The sequence below is a fragment of the Urbifossiella limnaea genome (assembly GCF_007747215.1).
GTDB lineage: Bacteria > Planctomycetota > Planctomycetia > Gemmatales > Gemmataceae > Urbifossiella > Urbifossiella limnaea.
Genome location: NZ_CP036273.1, coordinates 4,100,862 through 4,119,938, shown reverse-complemented (window position 1 = coordinate 4,119,938; position 19,077 = coordinate 4,100,862). Strand labels below are relative to the sequence as shown.

Sequence of the window (19,077 nt, the reverse complement as noted above, 5' to 3'; positions counted from 1 at the left end):
TACGGCCGCGGAATGGCAACAGCGGTTACGGGGTGTCGCGCAAGATCGCCAGCACGTCGGCGTGCAGAAGGCCGTTGCTGGCCAGTACGTCCGGCGTCGTCGTGGTCGGCGTGCCGCCCCAGTCGGTGAACTGTCCGCCGGCCTCCTCGACGATCGCCTTCAGGGCCGACACGTCCCACTCGTGGACGCCGTGGTCGATCATGAAGTCGCACGCCCCCTCGGCGACGAGGCAGAACCCGTAGAAGTCGCCGAACCCGCGCTGCCGGTGCGTCCGCCGCACGAGTTCGAGGAACGCGTTCTCCCGGCCGACCTTGGTGAACCAGTTGAGGCTGCTGTAGCACATCAGCGCGTCGCCGAGCTTGTCGGTCTTCGCCACGTGGATGCGGCGGTCGTTCACGAACGCGCCGTCCCCGCGGAGCCCGCGGTACACCTGCCCGAGCACCGGGGCGTAGGCGACGCCGCCGATCGGCTCGCCGCGGTACTCCAGGCCGATCAGCGTGCCCCAGATTGGGATGTGCCGGATGAACGAGCGGGTGCCGTCGATCGGGTCGATGACCCAGCGGAAGCCGGAGCCGCCGGGCTGGTCCCCGAACTCCTCGCCGAGGAAGCCGTCGTCGGGAAACGACTGCGTGACCAGGCTTCGGATGAGCTGCTCGGCCTGCCGGTCGGCGACGGTGACGGGAGTGTCGTCGGCCTTGTTCTCGATGTCGAACGTCGTCTCGTAATAGGCACGGGCCAGGTCGCCGGCCTTGCGGCCGGCTTCGACGGCGAGCTCGTAGCGGGTCTGCCAGTCGCGATTCATCGTGTCGGTTGTCCGTATCGGGTTGGGTTACGACCGTGAGGCCCGGGCGCGCGCGTACGCCGCACAGCCGATGACGCCGGAGTCGTCTCCGAGCGCCGCGGCGACGCAGCGGACGTTGTCGGCCGCCCCAGGCAGCGTGTGCCGGCGGGCCAACTCCCAGACGCGTTCGATGTACGGGTCGCCGAGCGCCCCCGCGACGCCGCCGCCGATCACGACCACTTCCGGGCTCAGCAGGTTGACCACCCCGCCGACCGCCGCCCCGAGGGCGCGGGCACCGTCGTCCACCAGTTGCACCGCCACCGGGTCGCCCTTCTGGTAGAACTCGGCGAGCTGCGAACTGCGCACCTTCGCCAGGTCGACGTTCTTCCACTCCTTGCGGACGCGCTTCGGGGCGTCGTCGAGCACCTCCTTGGCCCGCTTCATCATGTACTTCCGGCCGGCGATGCTCTCCAGGCTGCTGCCGCGCCGCCAGTGGACGATGACGTGGCCGACCTCGCCGGCGTTGCCGTTGAAGCCGGTGAAGAGTTCGCCGTTCAGGATCAGCCCGCCGCCGACGCCGGTGCCGACGAACACGCCGAAGACGTTGCGGGCGCCCTTCGCCGCGCCGTAGGCGAACTCGCCGAACGTTCCCATCCGAACGTCGTTTTCCAGCATCACCGGCCATTTCCAGGAGGCGGGTAGCAGGGGTGCCACGTCCACATCGTGCCAGTCGAGGTTCGGCGCGAACTTGACGGTGGTCGTGCCGATGACGATCTGCCCCGGCACGCCGAGTCCCATGCCGCGAACCTGCGCGGGGTCGATGGCGGCCTCCTTCAGCACGCCCTCGACGCCCTCAATGATGCGGCCGACCACTCCAGCCGGGCCGTCGTCGGCGCGCGTCGGCTGCTTCGACTTGGCGAGAAGCTTGAGGTCGTCGTCGAACAGGCCGGTGAGGATTTTCGTGCCGCCGAGGTCCACTCCGAGCCAGTAGCCGCCGTTCATGTGATCCCCCTGCGTTGCGGCAGGTCGAGGTTCGAGGACGGCGACAATTCTAGAAATGGTGCGGTGCGGCTCAATGACAATCGCGGACGGCGCGCACGAACCGCGCGACCTTGTCGGGGTCCTTGACGCCGGGCGAGCTCTCGACCCCGCTCGCGACGTCGACCGCCCACGGCCTCACGGCGGCGACGGCGTCGGCGACGTTCTCGGGCGTCAGTCCGCCGGCGAGGATCACGGGCACCCCGGGGTCGAAGCCGGCCAGGAGGTGCCACGGTGCGACGTGCCCGGTGCCACCCATGTGGCCGGCGACGAACGAGTCGATCAGCACGGCAGAAGGGGCGCGGCCGGCGGCGCGGGCGGCGACGACGAAGCGGCGCACGGCATCGAGCTGGGTGGCGTCTGCGACGCGGAACGCCGGGACGTGCGCGAACGGGAACGGGTCGTCGCTGGGCGGGTGGTCGTTGTAGCTCTGTACGGCGCGGAGGCCGAGCTGGAACGCCACCGCGCACGCCTGCCGCATGGGCGTCCCGACGAACACGCCGACGGTCGCGGTGAACGGCGGCAGATCCCGGACGATTGCCGCGGCGGCTGTCGGCGTGAGGAAGCGAGGCGACTTCGGGTAGAAGTTCAGCCCGAGGGCGTCGGCCCCGGCCTCGGCCGCGTGGCGGGCGTCGGCCGGCGTGGTGACGCCGCAGATCTTGATGCGAACGGGTGCCATGCTACTCGGCTGGGGAAGTGTCCGACTCATCGCGTTCGGGTAGGACGAAGAACTGATCCACGGGGCAGACGAAACCCGGGAGTTCCGGATCGCCGGCCAACTCCGCGCCCGCGTCCACGACGGTGTGCCCCAGATCGGGCCGGTAGACGGTGACACTCCGCTCCTCGTAGTCCACCACCCATACGACCTTGACCCCGCCCTTGAGGTAGTCGTCTACCTTCCGCGTCACCTTGCCTGGCTTGTCGTTCGGCGACAGCACCTCGACGGCGAGCACCGGGGGGCGGTCGGACCACTTCGGGGGTACGTCCTCGAACCGTTTGATGCCGACGAAGTACGCCACGTCCGGCCCGACGACCGTGCCGGGTTTCTCCTCCAGCACGACGCCCGCGTCGTTCACCGTCACGAACCCCTTTCTCACCCGCCTCGCGTAGACCGTGAGGTCGGTCCCGATGTTCGCGGCGACAATGCCGTGGAGAGTCGTCGGGCGGCTCATCTCGACGACTCTCCCCTTGTGGAGTTCGAACAGGCGGTCGGCGTTCTCCGGGCGGTTGACGAACTCCCAGTACTCGTCCACCGTCATGCGCGTCGTCGGTACGGCGGCAGGCTGCGTCGGCGACATACTCACCTCCTGGTCCGCAGTTTACCCGCCGAGCTGCTGCCGTGCCAACGCGAGGGCGCCGTGGATCACCACCTCCTCGCCGAGAGCCGCGGGGACGATGTCCGTCAGACCGGCGAACGGCGGGAAGGCGGCGGCCGAGACGCGGCGGCGGAGCGGCTCGAAGAATAACTCGTCACCCATGAGTGACACGCCGCCGCCGATCACGACGCGCCGCGGGCACAGCAGCTTGATCATCTGGCCGAGCGCCTCGGCGATCGCGTCCAGAGCCAAGTCGAGAGCGTCGCGCCCGGCCGGGTCGCCGGCGGCGGCCGCTGCGGTGGCGATGTCCTTGCCGGTCAGGTCGCGGCCGACCGATCGGCGAAGGGCTGCGTACCGCTCGTCGGTCGCGGCCAGGCGGTTGGCACGGGCGGCGATCCCCCAGCCGGCTGCGTAGGCTTCCAAAATGTCGCCGTCGCGGACGCGTAGGTGGCCGATTTCGACCGCCCCCCGGCCACAGCCGCGGTACATCTTGCCGTCGATCACCAGCCCGCCCCCGATACCGGTGCCGACCGTCATGTAGAACAGGGGACTTAGCCCGCGGCCGGCGCCGTGCGTCGCCTCGGCCAGCGCCGCAACGTCGGCGTCGTTGCAGATGACGGTCGGTAGTCCGGTCAGCTCGGCCACCCAGTCGGCGAGCGGAAAGTCGTCCCACCCGGCGACGTGGTGCGACTTGATGACGCGCTGCGTGGTGTCGTCGGTCGGCCCGCCGAAGCCCACGCCGACGCCACGCAGGTCGGTGTGAGTCAGCCCCGCGGACTTCAGCAATTCGGGAACGGCGGTCACAATCTGCCGGCGGATTCCGTCGCCGCCGGCGGCGGACTCGACGCTACCACGCCACAACGCGACGAGGGTGCCGTCGCCGCGGCCGAGGCCGAGCTGGAGCTTCGTGCCGCCGATTTCGATTCCGAGGAGCATCGGCCCTCTCGCGGCCGGGGCGTGTGCGGTCGAACCGGATATGCGTTGTCTTACCCGTCTCGCCGGGCCGGACAACTGGCCGAACCACACGGGCCGTGCGAAGCCTGGAAACCTGGGTGGTATCCTTCGCCATGCTCCGCCCCGCGACCGCCGCCGACACCGACGCCCTCGTCGCCCTGACCGCGGGCACCGGCTTTTTCAAGCCGCTGGAACTGGACACGCTCCGCGAGGTGCTCGACGACTTTCACGCGGCCAACGCCGACCTCGGCCACCGCTGCTTCGTGTGGGACGAACGTGACGATTTGCTCGGCTACGTATACCACGCCCCGGCCCCCATGACGGACCGGACGTGGTACCTGTACTGGATCGCCGTTGACGCCGCGCGGCAGGGACAGGGGCTCGGCGGGAAACTCCTGGAGTTCGTCGAACAGGACGTGAGAGGGCAGGGCGGGCGGTTGCTTCTGATCGAGACGTCGTCGACGCCGCACTACGAGCCGACGCGCCGGTTCTACCGGAAGTACGGCTACGACCAGCCCGCGACGGTCCCCGACTTCTACGCCGACGGCGACGGGCTGGTGGTGTTCTCGAAGCGACTCCTGCCACCGGCCGAATAGCGCGAACGGGACTTGCCGCGGGCGCTATCATGGCACGGCGGGGCGGTAGAACCGGACCAACCGGTCCCACCTGTCCGCCGGCCACGGAAGGCACTCCCCGGACGCGAAGCAACACCCAAGACACACCTCCATCCGGCACGATTACTGGGACTGACAGCGGGGACGCCCGCGGGGCCGACGGTCGGCCCCGGGACCCGCCCGCCCCAACGACCCAAACCCCCGAGCCGGCCGCAGCCGACCGCACAGCCCCCATCTTCGCGGGTTTTGCAAAGTCGGGCGGTTCCTCCGGTCGAAACAGGTTGCGTCGGAGCCGTCGCCTGCGGCACCCGGGCCACCCGCCCGGCCCCCCGGACCCGCCCGCCTCCCCGCGGCCGGCGTCCGGGCCGCAGCTTCGGGCCCGACCGGCCGGGATCGGCCTGGGTTGCGGACCCCCGTTGGTGATCCACAGCCCCACACCCGGCGCGGCGCCTTGGCCCGCGACCGAGGCCAGACACGCCGCCCGCCACGGATGGCCAGCTCACCGGCCCGCCCCATTCCCCCGGGGCGGGTCGTACGTGCGGGGTGCGGGGTCAAGCGAGTTCAAACGGAGTGCCTCGCGATGAAAAAGGTGTTCACCACCGGACAGGTCGCCAAGATCTGTAAGGTCGCCCCCCGGACGGTGTCGAAGTGGTTCGACTCCGGCCGGCTGAAGGGGTACCGTATCCCCGGCTCGCAGGACCGGCGGATCCCCCGCGAACAGCTCATCCGGTTCCTGAAGGAACACGGCATGCCGCTCGGGGAGCTCGAAGAAGAGGAGTGGCACAAGGTGCTCCTCATCGGCACCGAGAAGCTGTTCAACGACCGCATTAAGGAACTGCTGCCCGAGGACGAGGACTACAAGTTCCAGTACGCCAACAGCGGGTTCGAGGCGGGGATGCTCGCCGGCAACTTCCAGCCGGACACGATCATCATTGACCTCGGCCTGGGCCGCAGCGAGGCCATCCAGATCGTCGCACGCCTGCGGGCCGACGAGACGCACACCGGCACGCTGATCGTCGGCCTGGCGAGCGAGGACGAGGCCGCCCCGGAGCAGCTGGCCCAGTACGGCTTCAACGACGCCTTCAAGAAGCCGTTCGACGTGGCCCTCCTCGGCGAGAAGATCCGCGCCATCGCCGACGCCAAGCGCGACGACTGAACCCCTTTCGGGGAATGTCGAATGACGAATGACCCACCAATGACGAAGTAAGACAGAACGGGTCTTCCTTCGTCATTGGTGGGTCATTCGTCATTCGACATTCCCGCGTGGAGCGGCGATGAACCGGCGCGCCTTTCTGTCGCTGTCCGCTGTGTCGCCGCTGGCGCACCTGATGGCGCAGGAGCGGCCACCGCCCGGCGAACTTGCCGCGGACGTGGTCGTCGTCGGGGCCGGCGTCGGCGGCGTGGCGTGCGCGCTGGCCGCGGCTCGCAACGGGCTCCGCGTCGTGCTCACCGAGTCGTTCGACTGGATCGGCGGCCAGCTCACCTCGCAGGCCGTTCCGCCGGACGAGTACCCGCAGGTCGAGACGCTTCCCTGCACCCGGCTGTACGGCACGTTCCGCACGAGGGTGCGCGACTTCTACCGCCGCAACTACCCGCTCACCGACGCCGCGAAGGCCAAGCCCGACCTGAATCCCGGCAACGGCAGCGTCTCGAAGCTGTGCCACGAGCCGCGGGTGGCGGTAGCGGTGCTGCTCGAACTCCTCGCCCCGCACCTCAGCACCGGCCGCATCCGACTCTTGCAGCCCTACGTGCCGGTGACCGCCGACGTGGACGGCGACCGCGTCCGTGCCGTCACCGTGCGCTCCGCCTTCGGCCCGCCGGTCACACTGGTCGCGCCGTATTTCGTCGACGCCACCGAGACGGGCGACCTGCTGCCGATCACGCGAACGGAGTTCGTCACGGGTTCCGAGGCGCGGCGCGACACGGGCGAGCCGCACGCCGCGGAAGTCGCTAACCCGCGGAACCATCAGGCGTTCACCGTGTGCTTCGCCTTGGATCACGTCGATGGTGCGGACCACGTCGGCGACGAACCCGACGGGTACCGCCGCTGGCGCGACTACGTGCCGCGGCTGACGCCGGCGTGGCCGGGGCCGCTGTTCTCGTGGACGATGTCGCACCCGGTCACCCTTCGGCCGCGCGACATGGGCTTCGACCCCACCGGCCGGGTGCCGCGCGAGGGGCCGAACCTGTGGACGTACCGCCGCATCGTGGACCGAGCGAACTTCGCCCCCGGCACGTTCGCCGGCGACGTGTGCCTGGTGAACTGGCCGCAGAACGACTACTGGCTTGGCAACCTGTTTGACGACCCCGCCCCCGGCGCGGCCCTCGCCGCCGGCCGGTTTCTGAGCCGCTGTCTGTTCCACTGGATGCAGACCGAGGCCCCACGCCCCGACGGCCGCCGCGGTTGGAAGGGGCTGCGGCTCCGGCCCGAGATCACCGGCACCGACGACGGGCTGGCGATGGCGCCGTACGTCCGCGAAAGTCGCCGCATCAAGGCGCTGTTCACCGTCACCGAGACCCACATCGGCACAGACGCCCGCACGAAGGCGACTGGCAAGAAGAACGGCGATTTCACCGCGGAAGTGTTCCCCGATTCGGTCGGGGTCGGCAGCTACCGCATCGACCTGCACCCGTCGAGCGGCGGCGACAACTACGTGGACGTGAGTTCGCTTCCGTTCCAGATACCGCTCGGGTGCCTGCTGCCGCAGCGAGTCGAGAACCTGCTGCCGGCGTGCAAGAACATCGGCACCACGCACGTCACCAACGGCTGCTACCGGCTCCACCCCGTCGAGTGGACGGTCGGCGAAGCGGTTGGTGAACTGGTGGCCTTCGCTTTGGCGAGGAGACGCAACCCGCGTCAGGTTCGCCGCGACGCCGAGTTGCTCAAGGACTACCAGGCCGCGCTGACGAAGGCGGGATTCATGCTGGCCTGGCCCGATAACGTGGCGAAGCAGCCGCGCTGAGCCGTCCGTATGCTACCCCGCATGACCCCAATCCCCCCCGTCGGCCTCGGCCTGTGGAAGGTGCCGAACGCCGCCGCCGCCGGCCTCGTTGCCGAAGCTGTTCGCCTCGGCTACCGCCACCTCGATTCCGCGTGCGACTACGGCAACGAGGCCGAGGTCGGCGACGGCATCGGCGCCGCGCTCGCGGCGGGTCATTGCCGACGCGAAGACCTGTGGGTCACGTCGAAGCTGTGGAACACGTACCACGCGGCGGGGCACGTTCGGCCGGCGCTCGATCGCTCCCTCGCCGACCTGAAGCTCGACTACCTCGACCTGTACCTGATCCACTTCCCGATCGCGCAGGCGTTCGTTCCGTTCGAGACGCGTTACCCGCCGGGTTGGTTCTTCGACCCGGCCGACTCCGCCGGCGGGATGCGCTTCGCACCCGTTCCGCTGGCCGAGACGTGGCGCGCGATGGAAGACCTGCACGCCGCCGGGCGCGTGAAGCACATCGGCGTGTGCAACGTCGGCACCGCCCAGCTGCGCGACCTGCTCGCCGGCTGCCGCGTGCGGCCGGCGGTGCTCCAGATCGAACTCCACCCGTACCTGACGCAGGAGAAACTGGTCCGCTTCTGCCGGGCGGAGGGGATCGCGGTGACGGCCTTCTCGCCGCTCGGGGCGCCGTCCTACGTCCCGCTCGGCATGGCGACGCCGGACGAGTCGGTGATGACGGAACCGGCCGTGGCCGCGGCCGCGACGCGCCTCGGGAAGACACCGGCTCAGGTGCTGTTACGGTGGGGCGTGCAGCGCGGCACGGCGGTGGTGCCGAAAACGAGCCGCGCCGAGCGGCTGGCGGAGAACCTGGCGGTGCTCGACTTCACGCTGACGGAGGCGGAGATGGCGGCGATCTCGGCGCTGGACCGTGGTCGCCGCTTCAACGACCCCGGCGTCTTCGCCGAGGCGGCATTCAACACCTTCTGCCCGATCTACGAGTAGCGGCTGCGCTACCGCGGCGGCGCCGTGAATACCAGCGCAGTGGTCGCCCATCCGGTCGCCGCCACGGAAACGAACTGATCCTTCTCGTGCGGGAAGCCGCTCTCGTAGTACGGCTGGAACGGCTTGCTCCGCGACCGCACGTGCCACGACCCGTCGGGTAGCTGCGTCCGCAGCAGGTACTCGACGCCGCGCGAGTACGCCGGGTGATTCGCTGCCAACCCGCCGGCTTCCTTCAGCGCCACGAGCGCGGTGCCGGTGGCGTAGGCGTCGGACGTCATCGTGTCGAGTTGGCGCCAGCCGCCGTCGGGCTGCTGTGCCTTCAGCAACTCCCACGCGGCCGCGGCGGTGTCGGATTCGCCCGCACCCGCCGCCTTCAGCCCGAACAGCCGAAAGACGCGGTCCTCGGTGTCGGCCGGGTGCGTTTTGATGAGCCAAGAGCGGGCCGCGGCCACGCGCTTGTCGGCGCGCTCACGCTGCTCGGGCGTCGCCCACTTCTTCAGCGCCCGGACGGCGAGTGCCGTCGTGGCGAAGCTGCTCGCCTCCGTCGGCGGGCGGTTCGAGCCGGTCCGCCAGTGGTCGCGGTCGGCCTGGGCTTGGAGCAGGTACTCGACCACGGCCGCGGTGTTCTCGTCGGCCTTGTGGCCGGCCTGCTCCAGTGCGAAGAGCAGCGAGCCGGCGGTGTCCACGCCGCCGCCGGTGCCCTGGCCCTTCACGAAGCGCTCGCGGTTGGCCGTGATGAACCCCACGGCGTGCTCGGCCTGCGCCTTGAACAGCGCGTCCGCCGAGGCAAAGCCGCGGCCGACGGCGGCGCGGTGGGCCATCAGCGGCGGCGCCTGGTTGTGGCAGGCGAAGCACGTCTTCTGGTCCGCGTGGCCGGTGGCGGCTTTCGCCAGCAGCGGCAGCGCCTTCGCGGCGCCGACGTGCGCGGGGGCCGGCGGTAGCGGGAACAGCGTCAGCGCGAGGGCGGCGAACACGGGCGCCTCCGGGGATCACTTTCTGACGGGACCGAGTGCCCACTCGAAGAACGTGTACAGCGCGGCGTTCGACTCCTCGCTCGGGTCGTGCGCCGGCCGAGTCGTGAGCGCCACACGATTCTCGACGCCGAGCACCCGGTTCACCGCGACGCTGTGGTTGAGCGCCTTCCAGCGTCCGATCGGGTCTTCGGCGCCACCCGATGCCAGGAACGGCCGCGGGGCCATCAACGCGTGCAGCTCGTGCAGGTCGCGCTTCTCGTCCATCATCCGCTTGTACGGGCCGGTACGCGGATTCTTCTCGTTCGGGATGCCACGGCCGCGCTGCTGGGCCTTGCCCGGCTCGAAACCCAGGTACCACGGTTCCCAGTAGTTCACGTTCGACCGCGCCTCGTCGAACACGATCCCGGGGTCGGACCACGCCCCGGCGGCGAACCGGTCGAACAGGCACGCCGCGAACATCGCCCACTTGCCGCCGTAGCTGTGGCCGGTGATGCCGATCCGGGTCGCGTCCACGAACGGCAGCGACGCCAGAAGCTGGTAGCAGTTCGCCGCCTCGTAGGCGTGGAACGACAGCGGCTGGATGCGGCACGTCTCCCGCGTCGGGTAGTACGTGTTCGGGTCGCCGCCGACGGAGAGCGTCACGAAGCCGCGGCGGGCGAGTTGGATGGCGAAGTCGCGGAGCGGCCCCTTGCCTTTGCCGACCGCCGTGTCCGCCTCGTAGAAGACGACCACGACCGCGGGGAACGGCCCCGGCCCGTCGGGAACGAGCAGGTAAGCGTCCTCCACGACCCGGCCCGGGGCGGTCTCGATCTTCACCCGCTGCTGCGTGACGGTGTCGCGCTTCTCTTTCGCACCGTACTCGATCTTCGGCCGCTCGATGAGCGGCGGCCACGCGCCCATCCGCCCGTGCCAGTACGCGAGTAGTTCGCCCCGGCGCTTGTGCCAGTCGGCGGGGGTACGGACGGGGCTGCCGTCGTCGAACAGGAGCGGCGAACGGTAGGGGCCGAAGTCCTTTTCCAACTCGGTCGGCGGCCGGAAGAACTTGGCGATCGACGCGGGCGGGTCGCCGGGCGGGGCGGCGACCGCCGGCACGAGCGCGACGACGATCACGAGCACGGCGACGGAGCTACGCATGGGAGCCTCCCCGGTCAGGCGAGGACGTCGCGGACGACCTTGCCGTGTACGTCGGTCAGCCGGTAGTCGCGGCCCTGGAAGCGGTACGTCAGCCGGGTGTGGTCGAAGCCGAGGCAGTGCTGCAACGTCGCCTGCAGGTCGTGGACGTGGACCTGATCGCGGCCGACGCGAAAGCCGAGCTCGTCGCTCTCGCCGTGGGTGTGACCGGCCTTGATGCCGCCGCCGGCGAGCATCAGCGAGAAGCAGTCCGGGAAGTGGTCACGCCCCAACACCTGGCCGCCGGCGGTGCGGCCCTCGCGAAACGGCGTACGGCCGAATTCGCCGCCCCAGATCACGAGCGTGTCGTCGAGGAGGCCGCGGGCCTTCAAGTCCTTGATGAGCGCCCCCACAGCGCGGGACGTGACCGTCCCCTTGCGCGTGAGGCCGTCGCGGATGTCCTCGTTCGGGTTCGTACCGTGGAAGTCCCAGCCCCAGTCGAACAGCTGCACGTACCGCACGCCGGCTTCGACCAGCCGCCGGGCCAGCAGGCAGTTGTTGGCGAACGTGCCGGCCCCCGGTTGCGCGCCGTAGCTCTCGAGCACCTTCGCCGGCTCGCGGCCGATGTCCATCACCTCCGTGGCGCTCATCTGCATCCGGAAGGCCAACTCGTACTGCGCGATGCGGGTGTGCGTCTCGGGGTGTCCGAGCTCGGCGGCCTGCTGCTCGTTCAGGTCGCGGAGGGCGTCGAGGCCCATGCGACGGGTGTCGCGGTCGAGGCCGGGCGGGTCGGAGAGGTACAGCACGGGTTCGCCGCGCGAGCGGCATTGCACGCCCTGGAAAACGCTCGGCAGGAAGCCGCTGCCCCAACAGCCCTGGCCGCCGCTCGGCTGCACGCCGTTGGAGATGAGCACCACGAAGCCGGGGAGGTTTTGGTTCTCGCTGCCGAGGCCGTAAGTCGTCCAGCAGCCGAAGCTCGGCCGGCCCTGGCGGGCGAACCCGGTGTACAGCAGTAACTCGGCTGGGGCGTGGTTGAACTCGTCGGTCTTCATCGAGCGGATGACGGTCACGTCGTCGGCGACGGCGTGCAGGCCGGGGATGGCGTCGGACATCCACACGCCGCTCTTGCCGTGCCGCCGGAACGGCTGCTTGGTGCCGAGTAGCTTCGGCACGCCGGACGTGAACGCGAACCGCTTCCCGCGCAGGTACACGTCGGGGCAGTTCTCGCCGTCGTGGCGGACGAGTTCGGGCTTGTAGTCGAGGAGGTCGAGGTGCGGCGGGGCGCCCGACATGTGGAGATAAATCACGCGCTTCGCCTTCGGCGCGAAGTGCGGCGCCCGCGGGGCCATCGGCCGGGCGGCGTTGATCGGGATGTCCTGGGCACCGGCAACATCCGCCAGCGCGAGGGCGCCGAGGCCGAGGCCGGACGCGCCGAGGAACTGGCGTCGGGTGGCGAGCAGGGAGGGGTGCATCGGGTCTCCGGGCGCCGGGGTCAGCGCTTCATGAACATCTCGTCCAGGTTCAGCAGCACGCTCGCCACCGTCGTCCACGCGGCGGCGTCGGCGGCGTCCACGCCCGCGGGGAGCGCCCCCAACGGGTTCGTGGCGAACTGCGCCGCACGGCCGCGGTCCTTGTCGAACGCAGCACGGGCGTCCGTGTACAACTTCACGAGCCGCGCCACCTCGGTGTCGGTCGGCGGGCGGGTCAGTGCGGTGCGAACAGCGTACGCGGCTCGCTCCGCCGGTGTCGCCCCGCCCTCGCGGAGGACGCGGCGGGCGAGCCCCTGCGCGGCCTCCACGTAGACCGGGTCGTTCATCGTCACGAGGGCTTGCAGCGGCGTGTTCGTGCGGGCCCGGCGGACGGTGCAGGCGTCGCGGTTGGGGGCGTCGAACGTGCTCATCGACGGGTACGGGTTCGACCGCCGCCACTCGGTGTAAACGCCGCGGCGGTAACGGTCTTCGCCGGTGCTCGGCTGCCAGTCGATCGAGCGGCCGAACGCCGCGCTCAGCCCCAGACTCGGTTGCGGCGGCTTCACCGACGGGCCGAGCACCTTCGGGCTCAGCAGCCCGGCGGCGGCAAGTGCCTGGTCGCGCACCATCTCGGCGGATAACCGCACCCGCGGGCCGCGGGCCAGCAGCCGGTTCTCGGGGTCGCGCTCGACCAGCGCCGGCGTCACCTTCGACGACTGCCGGTACGCCGCCGACGTGACCAGCAGCCGGAGGAACCGCTTGACGTTCCAGTCGGATTGCAACTCGACGGCGAGCCAGTCCAGCAGTTCGGGGTGGCTCGGCAGTTCGCCCTGGGCGCCGAACTCTTCGCTCGTGCGGACCAGGCCCGTACCGAAAATCTGCTCCCAGAAGCGGTTCGCCACCACGCGGGCGGTCAGCGGGTTGTCCTTGCTCACGACCCACTTTGCCAGGGTCAGCCGGCTCTTCTCGCCGGCCGGGAGGGGGTGAAGGGCGGCCGGGACGCCCTCGGTCACGACCTCGCCCAGGTCCATGAAATTGCCTCGGAACTGCAGCTTCGTCACACGGCGCTGGCCTTGCGGCAACTCCTTCAGGACCGGCACCGTCGCCAGCGGCTTGAGCTCGGGCAACTGCTTTTTCAGCGTGGCGAGCCGGTCGCGGTCGGCCTTCAGCTGGTCGGCCTTTACCCCCTTGAGAATTGTCTCCAGCGACGCGACCTCGGCCTCGGCGCGGCGGCGCTTTTCGCGCGTCTCCGGAACCCAGAACTCTTGCAGTGGCGACTCGTCGCTGCGGTCGGCGTCGGCGGTGTTGTTGAAGAACGCGAACAGGCCGAAGAACTCGCGCTGCGTCAGCGGGTCGTACTTGTGCGTGTGGCACTGGGCGCACGCGATCGACGTGCCCATCCACACGGTGAACGTCGTGTTCACGCGGTCCACCACGGCGACGTTGCGGAACTCCTCGTCGTTCGTGCCGCCCTCGTTGTTCGTGAGCGTGTTGCGGTGGAACGCCGTCGCGGTCAGCTGGTCCTCGGTCGGGTTCGGCAACAGGTCGCCGGCCAGCTGCTCGACGGTGAACCGGTCGAACGGGAGGTTGTCGTTGAACGCCCGGATGACGTAGTCGCGGTACTTCCAGATCGTCCGCGGCGGGTCGTCGGCGTAGCCGGCGCTGTCGGCGTAGCGGGCCAGGTCGAGCCACAGCCGCGCCCAGTGCTCGCCGAACCGCGGGCTCGCCAGGAGCCGATCCACCTGCCGCTCGTAAGCCGCCTTCCCGTTGTCGCGGGCGAACTCCGCGGCCTCGGCCCACGTCGGCGGGACGCCGGTCAGGTCGAGGCTGACACGGCGGAGCAGGGCGTAGCGATCGGCATCGGGCTGGGGGTTCAACCCCTCTCGCTCCAGCCGGTAGAACAGGAACGAGTCGATCGGTGTGGAAGTCGCGTGTTTCGTCGCCGGCACGGCCGGCCGCGTCGGCGGCACGTAGGCCCAGTGCGGGGCGTAGCCGCCGCCCTGTTTCACCCAGCGGTCGAGGATGTCGATCTCGCGGGGCGTCAGCTTCTTCCCCGACTTGGCCGGCGGCATGACCTCGGACGGCTCCGGGCTCCGGACCCGTGCCAGGAGCTCACTCTTGGCGGGGTTGCCGGGGACGATCGCGCCGAGCGCGCCGTCCTTGGTGTCGAGCCGTAAGTCGCCTTTGCGCTCCTTCTCGTCGGGGCCGTGGCAGGCGAAGCAATTGTTGGACAGGATGGGTCGTACGTCGCGGTTGAAGTCCACCGGCTGGGCCGACGCCGCGGGGGCGGCGGCAAACAGCGCGGCGAGGGTGACTACGAGGCGGGTCGACATGGCAGGCCGGTCCGGGAGGGGGGCGCTGGCGGTGTCTTTAGTCTACCCGCTGGCGAGGCCGGCGGGGGGAGAAATCCGGGCGCGGCCGGCCGTACGGGTTGTCGGGGCGGGGAAAATTGCCGGGGGTGGGACCGATTCACCGGCGGACCCATCCAACGCCGGGGTCGCGTCGTCGGAATGACACGCCCCGGGTGCGGTGGGTGTGGTACGGACATTTCGGACCCCTCGTTCGCGCCGCGCCCGGTCCGCCGTTGCACGCTGTCCCGGCCCTGCGTCCGGGTTGCCAGGAGTGGACTTCATGACCCGCCGCCGCAGCCGCCTGGAACTCAACCTGCTGGAAGACCGGGTTACGCCGGTCCTCGGGGGTTTTGACGTTCCCGTCCTCGCGGATGTCGACGATCCGGTCGTTCCCGCCGCCCCGATTCCGCCGGGGCAGACCGAGCGGCCCGACTTCACGGGTGTGGTCGCCGTCGGCAGCGGGGGCACCGGGTTCCTCCTGGACCGCGGCGCGTTCGTGGTCGGCAGCCGCCACATCGTCACCGCCGCCCACGTCGACCCGCAGGTCGGCGACATCATCACCTTCTTCCGCCGCCTCCCGGACGGGAACCTCGACCGCGTGCAGATCCCGGTTATCGAGGTCTGGAACCACCCGGAGTGGACGGGGAACGTCAGCGACGGCGTGGGCGACGTGTCGCTCGTCACGCTCGCTGCCGTGGCCCCGTTCGGGGTCGAAGACTACGCCATGTACACCGCCGGCCAGACCGCCCAGCGGTCGGAGATCGGCCAGACGTACTACATGGCCGGGTTCGGCCTCACCGGCACCGGGTTCACCGGACAGTCGAATAACGAAGAGTTGCAGCGGATCACCATCAGCGGGAACGGCGGGCAGTTCCAACTCGTAGTGCAGGGGCCCAGTGGGGGACCGGTCACCACTGCCCCGCTCCCATTCAACCCGACCGCGATCCAGATTCAGAACGCACTGGCGGCGATTGGGTTCAACACGCTCGTGAGCTCCATCTACACCGGCCCGCTGGCTCCGACCGCCACCCAGCGGAGCTTTGAAATCCTGTTCCTGCCGCTGGTCAACTACCCCCGGATCCAGTTCCAGCAGTACAACCCCGACCCGCTGGTGCTGAACGGGAACTTCGGCACGGTCACGAGCACTACGCTGGTCAACGGCCTGATCGACCCCGAGGCCCAGCGGCTGACCATCGACGCCGCCGGGGGCAACTTCACGCTTTCCTACGGCCCCACCGCCACCGCCCCAATCGTGTTCGACCCGGCAAACCCGACCGCCACCGCCGACCGCATCCAGCAAGCCCTGCAGAACCTCGGCGCGGCCGGCCCCGGCGAGGTCACCGTCCGCGCCCCCTCGACCGGGATCAACACCGGCACCTACCAGATCGTGTTCGACCAGATCGGCTTCGACATCCCGCTCCTCACCGCAAACCCCGCCGGGCTCCAGGGCGGCACTGGCACGGTGAAGGTGGCGACGATCATGGACGGCGGGTTCCGCCCGCTCCGGGCCGGGTCGAACGTGCACGACGCGGTCGACAAGGCCACGCTCCGCAGCGACTTCGTCGCTACACAGCCGGACAGTAGTGAGGGTCAGGGCGACTCCGGCAGCGCGGGATTTGTGCAACTGGCTGACGGCAGCCTCGCCGCCATCTCGGTCGTATCCTACGGCCAGAACCCGCCGAACTCCGGCGGCCGCATCTTCCCGTTCGGCAGCCTGTCGTTCAACACCCGCCTGTCACGGTACGAGGCGGACATCATGAATCAGGCCAACGGCGTTGTCCTGGTCAGCGGGGTGCCGACCCAGAACCGCTACCCACTCACGCTGGACATGCAGTACCAGTTCGCCGGGTTCGACGGCGTGCCCGACGTCATCACCGTGAAGCAGGCGAGCGTGTTCGACCGCACGGCCGGGACGAACGTGCCAGCCATCGAGGTGTACGTACGCGACCCGGCCACCAGTCAGGACGTGCTCTACTACCGCGACCGGGTCGACCGCATCGACTCCATCCGCCTCGTGGGCACCTCCGACGACGAGACGTTCATCATCTCGCCGGGCGTGAGCAAGGTCGTGAGCGTCATCGGCGGGTTCGGCAACGACACCGTCGTGGGGCCGGACGCGGCGACGGCGTGGCGGTTCACCGGCGCCGGCGTCGGCACGGGCGACACCCCCACGACCGACTTCGACTTCCAGGGGATCGAGAACGTCGTCGGCGGCGTCGGGGCCGATACCTTCTCGTTCACCGGTGCTGCGTCGCTGGTCGGTACCATCAACGGCGGCGCCGGGCTCGACGCCATTGACACGTCCGCCCGGTTCACCGGCATTTCCGTCCTCTTGCTCGGCGCCAGCACCGACGTGGGCGGGGTCGACGGGTTCTACGGCAACACGACCGGCGTCGCCGCCCCGGCCGCCAAGGGGTTCATCAACATCGACGGGTTCACCGGCTACGCCTTCGGCGGCGGCGACACCCTCATCACCCCGGGCGTCGCCGGTACGTTCACCCACAACGGCACCGGCGGGACGTACGTTTCGGCGACCGGCCTGCCCCTGAACTACTCGGGCGTGGACGTACTCATCGGCGGCGCGGCGGCGGACACGTTCAACGTCCGCTCGCTCGCCTACGCCCTCACCATCGACGGCGGCTCGGGTGACGACGTGGTGAACGTGGCCGCCGACGCGCCGACCATGGCCGCCAACGGCACGATCACCGCCAACCTCGTCGTCCGCGGCGGGGCCGGCACCGACACCTTCCGGTTCAACGGCAATGCTGCCAACGAGTCGGTCACCGCCCGAGTGGTCGGCCCGCAGACGGGTGACGTACTCGGCCTGACGCCCGCGAACATCCAGGTGGCGTTCGACACCCTGGAGCAGTTCCTGTTTGACGGCCGCGGCGGCACCAACACGTTTACCGCGCTCGACATCTCCGGCACGTCGCTCGGCACGCCGACCGACCCGGGCTCCGGCATCGTCTACTCCCCGACCGGGCCGACCGGCGGCGGCGCCCGCATCAACGGGGTCACCGTCGGCGGGTTCGCCCTCGGCTCGTTCACGGTGAACGGCGACCCGGACAACTCGGGCGACGACGACGTGCTTACGGTCGTGGGCACCAGCGCCCCCGGCCTCCAGTCGGCGTTCGGCGAGGGGGTCGTGGGCGACGGCCGCGACCGCATTACCGTCACCGAGCAGCAGGTGTCGTTCGTGAGCGCCGCGGCCGGCCCGCTGCTGCCGGTGCGGATCGGCTTCACGAACGGCTTCCAGACGTTCTCGACGCTCTACGTCGCGGGTGGTAACGAGCGCGGCAACGAGGGCGACACGTTCGACCTGCCGACCTCTCTGACGTTCAACCTAGTCGCCGACGGCATGCTGCCGAGCCCCTCGGCCCGGCCCGGCGACCGGCTCGTGCTGAGCGCCCCTGGTGGGTCCGACGCCCAGCTCGTGACCGACCCGAGCCTCGGGCCGACACAGGTCCGTGTCACCGCCCGCGCCGACGGCTCCTCGGCCGGCGTGCTCGGGTTCGAGTCGGGCGTGCCGGCGGTGCCGGGCGCCGGCGCGGTCGTCGTCGGCAGCGACACGGGCTACCCCTCGACGTTCCGGGTGTTCGACCGCATCACCGGCGCGTTCCGCTACGAGGTGACGCCGTTCGAGAACTTCTTCGACGGGCTCAAGGTCGCCAGCGGCGACGTGAACGGCGACGGCATCGCCGACGTGGTGGTCGGCGCCGGGCCGGGCGGCGGCCCGCGGGTGGCCGCCTACGACGGCCTGACCGGCGAGAAGCTGTACGACTTCTTCGGCTACGAAGAGTCGTTCCGCGGCGGCGTGACGGTGGCCGTCGGCGACGTGGACTTGGACGGGTTCGGCGACTTCATCCTCGGCACCGGCCCCGGCGGCGGCCCGCGCGTCCGGGTCATCAGCGGCCGCGACGGGGCCGCGATCCGCGACGTGTTCCCGTACGAAATGTCGTTCCGCGGCGGCGTGTCGGTGGCCGCCGGCGACGTGAACGGCGACGGCGTGCCGGACCTGATCACGAGCGCCGGCGAGGGCGGCGGCCCGCGGGTGGTGGTGGTGGACGGCGTCACGTCCGGCCTGCTGGCGAGCTTCTTCGTGTTCAACCCGAACAGCCGGGCCGGGTTTAGCGCCGCCGGGGCCGACGTGAACGGCGACGGGTTCGCGGACGTGATCGCCGGCTCCGGGGCCGGGGAGCAGGCCCAGGTCCGCGTCTTCAGCGGGATCAACCGGGCGGTGCTGAGCGACTTCTACATCAACGACCCGTTCAACCCGGGCCTCCCCTCGTCGCCGATCGGGGCGGGGGTGCGGGTCGCCGCGGCCGACACTGACGGCGACGGCGTGGCCGACGTCGTGACCGGCCTCGGGCCGGGCGGCGACGCGGTGGTCAGGACGTACAAGGTGACCGGCGTCAACCCGGAGACGAACGCCCTGTTCCCGACGCTGGCCGAGATCCGCCGGCAGGACGCCTTCGACGTCGGGTTCAACTTCGGCATCTTCGTCGGGGCCAGCGACTGACGGCGGCGCGGGG

14 protein-coding genes are annotated in these 19,077 nt (G+C 70.2%); 5 read left to right on the top strand and 9 right to left on the bottom strand.

Annotated features, from left to right (window positions below; genetic code table 11):
* Positions 1-25: 25 nt before the first annotated feature.
* From ETAA1_RS16850 to ETAA1_RS16830, 5 genes are all read right to left on the bottom strand, one after another.
* Positions 26-802, bottom strand: a complete 777-nt coding sequence (locus ETAA1_RS16850; RefSeq protein WP_145240445.1) for an inositol monophosphatase family protein — start codon at positions 800-802, stop codon at positions 26-28.
* 27 nt (positions 803-829) lie between these two features.
* Positions 830-1,783: an ROK family protein gene (locus ETAA1_RS16845; protein WP_145240443.1), complete on the bottom strand. Its 954-nt coding sequence runs from the start codon at positions 1,781-1,783 to the stop codon at positions 830-832.
* A 70-nt stretch (positions 1,784-1,853) separates the two neighbouring features.
* Entirely contained in the window at positions 1,854-2,498 is a 645-nt protein-coding gene (locus tag ETAA1_RS16840) for a phosphoribosylanthranilate isomerase (protein WP_145240441.1), read from the bottom strand.
* A 1-nt stretch (position 2,499) separates the two neighbouring features.
* A complete protein-coding gene (locus ETAA1_RS16835) occupies positions 2,500-3,117 on the bottom strand; it encodes a Uma2 family endonuclease (RefSeq protein ID WP_145240439.1) in 618 nt (205 codons plus the stop codon).
* A 21-nt stretch (positions 3,118-3,138) separates the two neighbouring features.
* Positions 3,139-4,071: an ROK family protein gene (locus ETAA1_RS16830; protein ID WP_145240437.1), complete on the bottom strand. Its 933-nt coding sequence runs from the start codon at positions 4,069-4,071 to the stop codon at positions 3,139-3,141.
* Between the two features lie 131 nt (positions 4,072-4,202).
* Here ETAA1_RS16830 and ETAA1_RS16825 point away from each other — a divergent pair, with 131 nt between their 5' ends.
* The 4 genes from ETAA1_RS16825 to ETAA1_RS16810 all read left to right on the top strand — a co-directional run bounded on the left by ETAA1_RS16825 (position 4,203) and on the right by ETAA1_RS16810 (position 8,641).
* Positions 4,203-4,685, top strand: coding sequence for a GNAT family N-acetyltransferase (locus ETAA1_RS16825; protein ID WP_145240435.1), 483 nt, complete (start codon positions 4,203-4,205; stop codon positions 4,683-4,685).
* A gap of 598 nt (positions 4,686-5,283) precedes the next feature.
* A complete protein-coding gene (locus tag ETAA1_RS16820; RefSeq protein WP_145240433.1) occupies positions 5,284-5,859 on the top strand; it encodes a response regulator in 576 nt (191 codons plus the stop codon).
* Positions 5,860-5,977: 118 nt separating this feature from the next.
* Positions 5,978-7,666, top strand: a complete 1,689-nt coding sequence (locus tag ETAA1_RS16815; RefSeq protein WP_145240431.1) for an FAD-dependent oxidoreductase — start codon at positions 5,978-5,980, stop codon at positions 7,664-7,666.
* Between the two features lie 21 nt (positions 7,667-7,687).
* Positions 7,688-8,641: an aldo/keto reductase gene (locus ETAA1_RS16810; protein WP_145240429.1), complete on the top strand. Its 954-nt coding sequence runs from the start codon at positions 7,688-7,690 to the stop codon at positions 8,639-8,641.
* An 8-nt stretch (positions 8,642-8,649) separates the two neighbouring features.
* Here ETAA1_RS16810 and ETAA1_RS16805 read toward each other — a convergent pair whose 3' ends face one another.
* The 4 genes from ETAA1_RS16805 to ETAA1_RS16790 are packed head-to-tail and all read right to left on the bottom strand — an operon-like array spanning position 8,650 to position 14,527.
* Positions 8,650-9,615, bottom strand: a complete 966-nt coding sequence (locus ETAA1_RS16805) for a prenyltransferase/squalene oxidase repeat-containing protein (RefSeq protein WP_145240427.1) — start codon at positions 9,613-9,615, stop codon at positions 8,650-8,652.
* Between the two features lie 15 nt (positions 9,616-9,630).
* Positions 9,631-10,749 carry a dienelactone hydrolase family protein gene (locus tag ETAA1_RS16800; RefSeq protein ID WP_145240425.1) on the bottom strand — a complete coding sequence of 373 codons (1,119 nt, stop codon included), beginning with the start codon at positions 10,747-10,749 and terminating at the stop codon, positions 9,631-9,633.
* Positions 10,750-10,763: 14 nt separating this feature from the next.
* On the bottom strand, positions 10,764-12,197 hold the full coding sequence (locus tag ETAA1_RS16795) for a DUF1501 domain-containing protein (protein WP_145240423.1): 1,434 nt from the start codon (positions 12,195-12,197) through the stop codon (positions 10,764-10,766).
* Positions 12,198-12,217: 20 nt separating this feature from the next.
* A complete protein-coding gene (locus ETAA1_RS16790; RefSeq protein WP_145240421.1) occupies positions 12,218-14,527 on the bottom strand; it encodes a PSD1 and planctomycete cytochrome C domain-containing protein in 2,310 nt (769 codons plus the stop codon).
* A 298-nt stretch (positions 14,528-14,825) separates the two neighbouring features.
* On the opposite strand from ETAA1_RS16790, the gene ETAA1_RS16785 reads away from it, so the two are divergent.
* A complete protein-coding gene (locus ETAA1_RS16785) occupies positions 14,826-19,064 on the top strand; it encodes an FG-GAP repeat domain-containing protein (protein ID WP_145240419.1) in 4,239 nt (1,412 codons plus the stop codon).
* Positions 19,065-19,077: the final 13 nt, after the last annotated feature.

Excerpts from the sequence above, each read along its gene's own strand:
- ETAA1_RS16830 (WP_145240437.1), bottom strand. The coding sequence starts at position 4,071 with ATGCTCCTCGGAATCGAAATCGGCGGCACGAAGCTCCAGCTCGGCCTC.
- ETAA1_RS16835 (WP_145240439.1), bottom strand. The coding sequence starts at position 3,117 with ATGTCGCCGACGCAGCCTGCCGCCGTACCGACGACGCGCATGACGGTG.
- ETAA1_RS16825 (WP_145240435.1), top strand. The coding sequence starts at position 4,203 with ATGCTCCGCCCCGCGACCGCCGCCGACACCGACGCCCTCGTCGCCCTG.
- ETAA1_RS16810 (WP_145240429.1), top strand. The coding sequence starts at position 7,688 with ATGACCCCAATCCCCCCCGTCGGCCTCGGCCTGTGGAAGGTGCCGAAC.
- ETAA1_RS16785 (WP_145240419.1), top strand. The coding sequence starts at position 14,826 with ATGACCCGCCGCCGCAGCCGCCTGGAACTCAACCTGCTGGAAGACCGG.
- ETAA1_RS16850 (WP_145240445.1), bottom strand. The coding sequence starts at position 802 with ATGAATCGCGACTGGCAGACCCGCTACGAGCTCGCCGTCGAAGCCGGC.
- ETAA1_RS16845 (WP_145240443.1), bottom strand. The coding sequence starts at position 1,783 with ATGAACGGCGGCTACTGGCTCGGAGTGGACCTCGGCGGCACGAAAATC.
- ETAA1_RS16820 (WP_145240433.1), top strand. The coding sequence starts at position 5,284 with ATGAAAAAGGTGTTCACCACCGGACAGGTCGCCAAGATCTGTAAGGTC.
- ETAA1_RS16795 (WP_145240423.1), bottom strand. The coding sequence starts at position 12,197 with ATGCACCCCTCCCTGCTCGCCACCCGACGCCAGTTCCTCGGCGCGTCC.
- ETAA1_RS16815 (WP_145240431.1), top strand. The coding sequence starts at position 5,978 with ATGAACCGGCGCGCCTTTCTGTCGCTGTCCGCTGTGTCGCCGCTGGCG.
- ETAA1_RS16800 (WP_145240425.1), bottom strand. The coding sequence starts at position 10,749 with ATGCGTAGCTCCGTCGCCGTGCTCGTGATCGTCGTCGCGCTCGTGCCG.
- ETAA1_RS16790 (WP_145240421.1), bottom strand. The coding sequence starts at position 14,527 with ATGTCGACCCGCCTCGTAGTCACCCTCGCCGCGCTGTTTGCCGCCGCC.
- ETAA1_RS16840 (WP_145240441.1), bottom strand. The coding sequence starts at position 2,498 with ATGGCACCCGTTCGCATCAAGATCTGCGGCGTCACCACGCCGGCCGAC.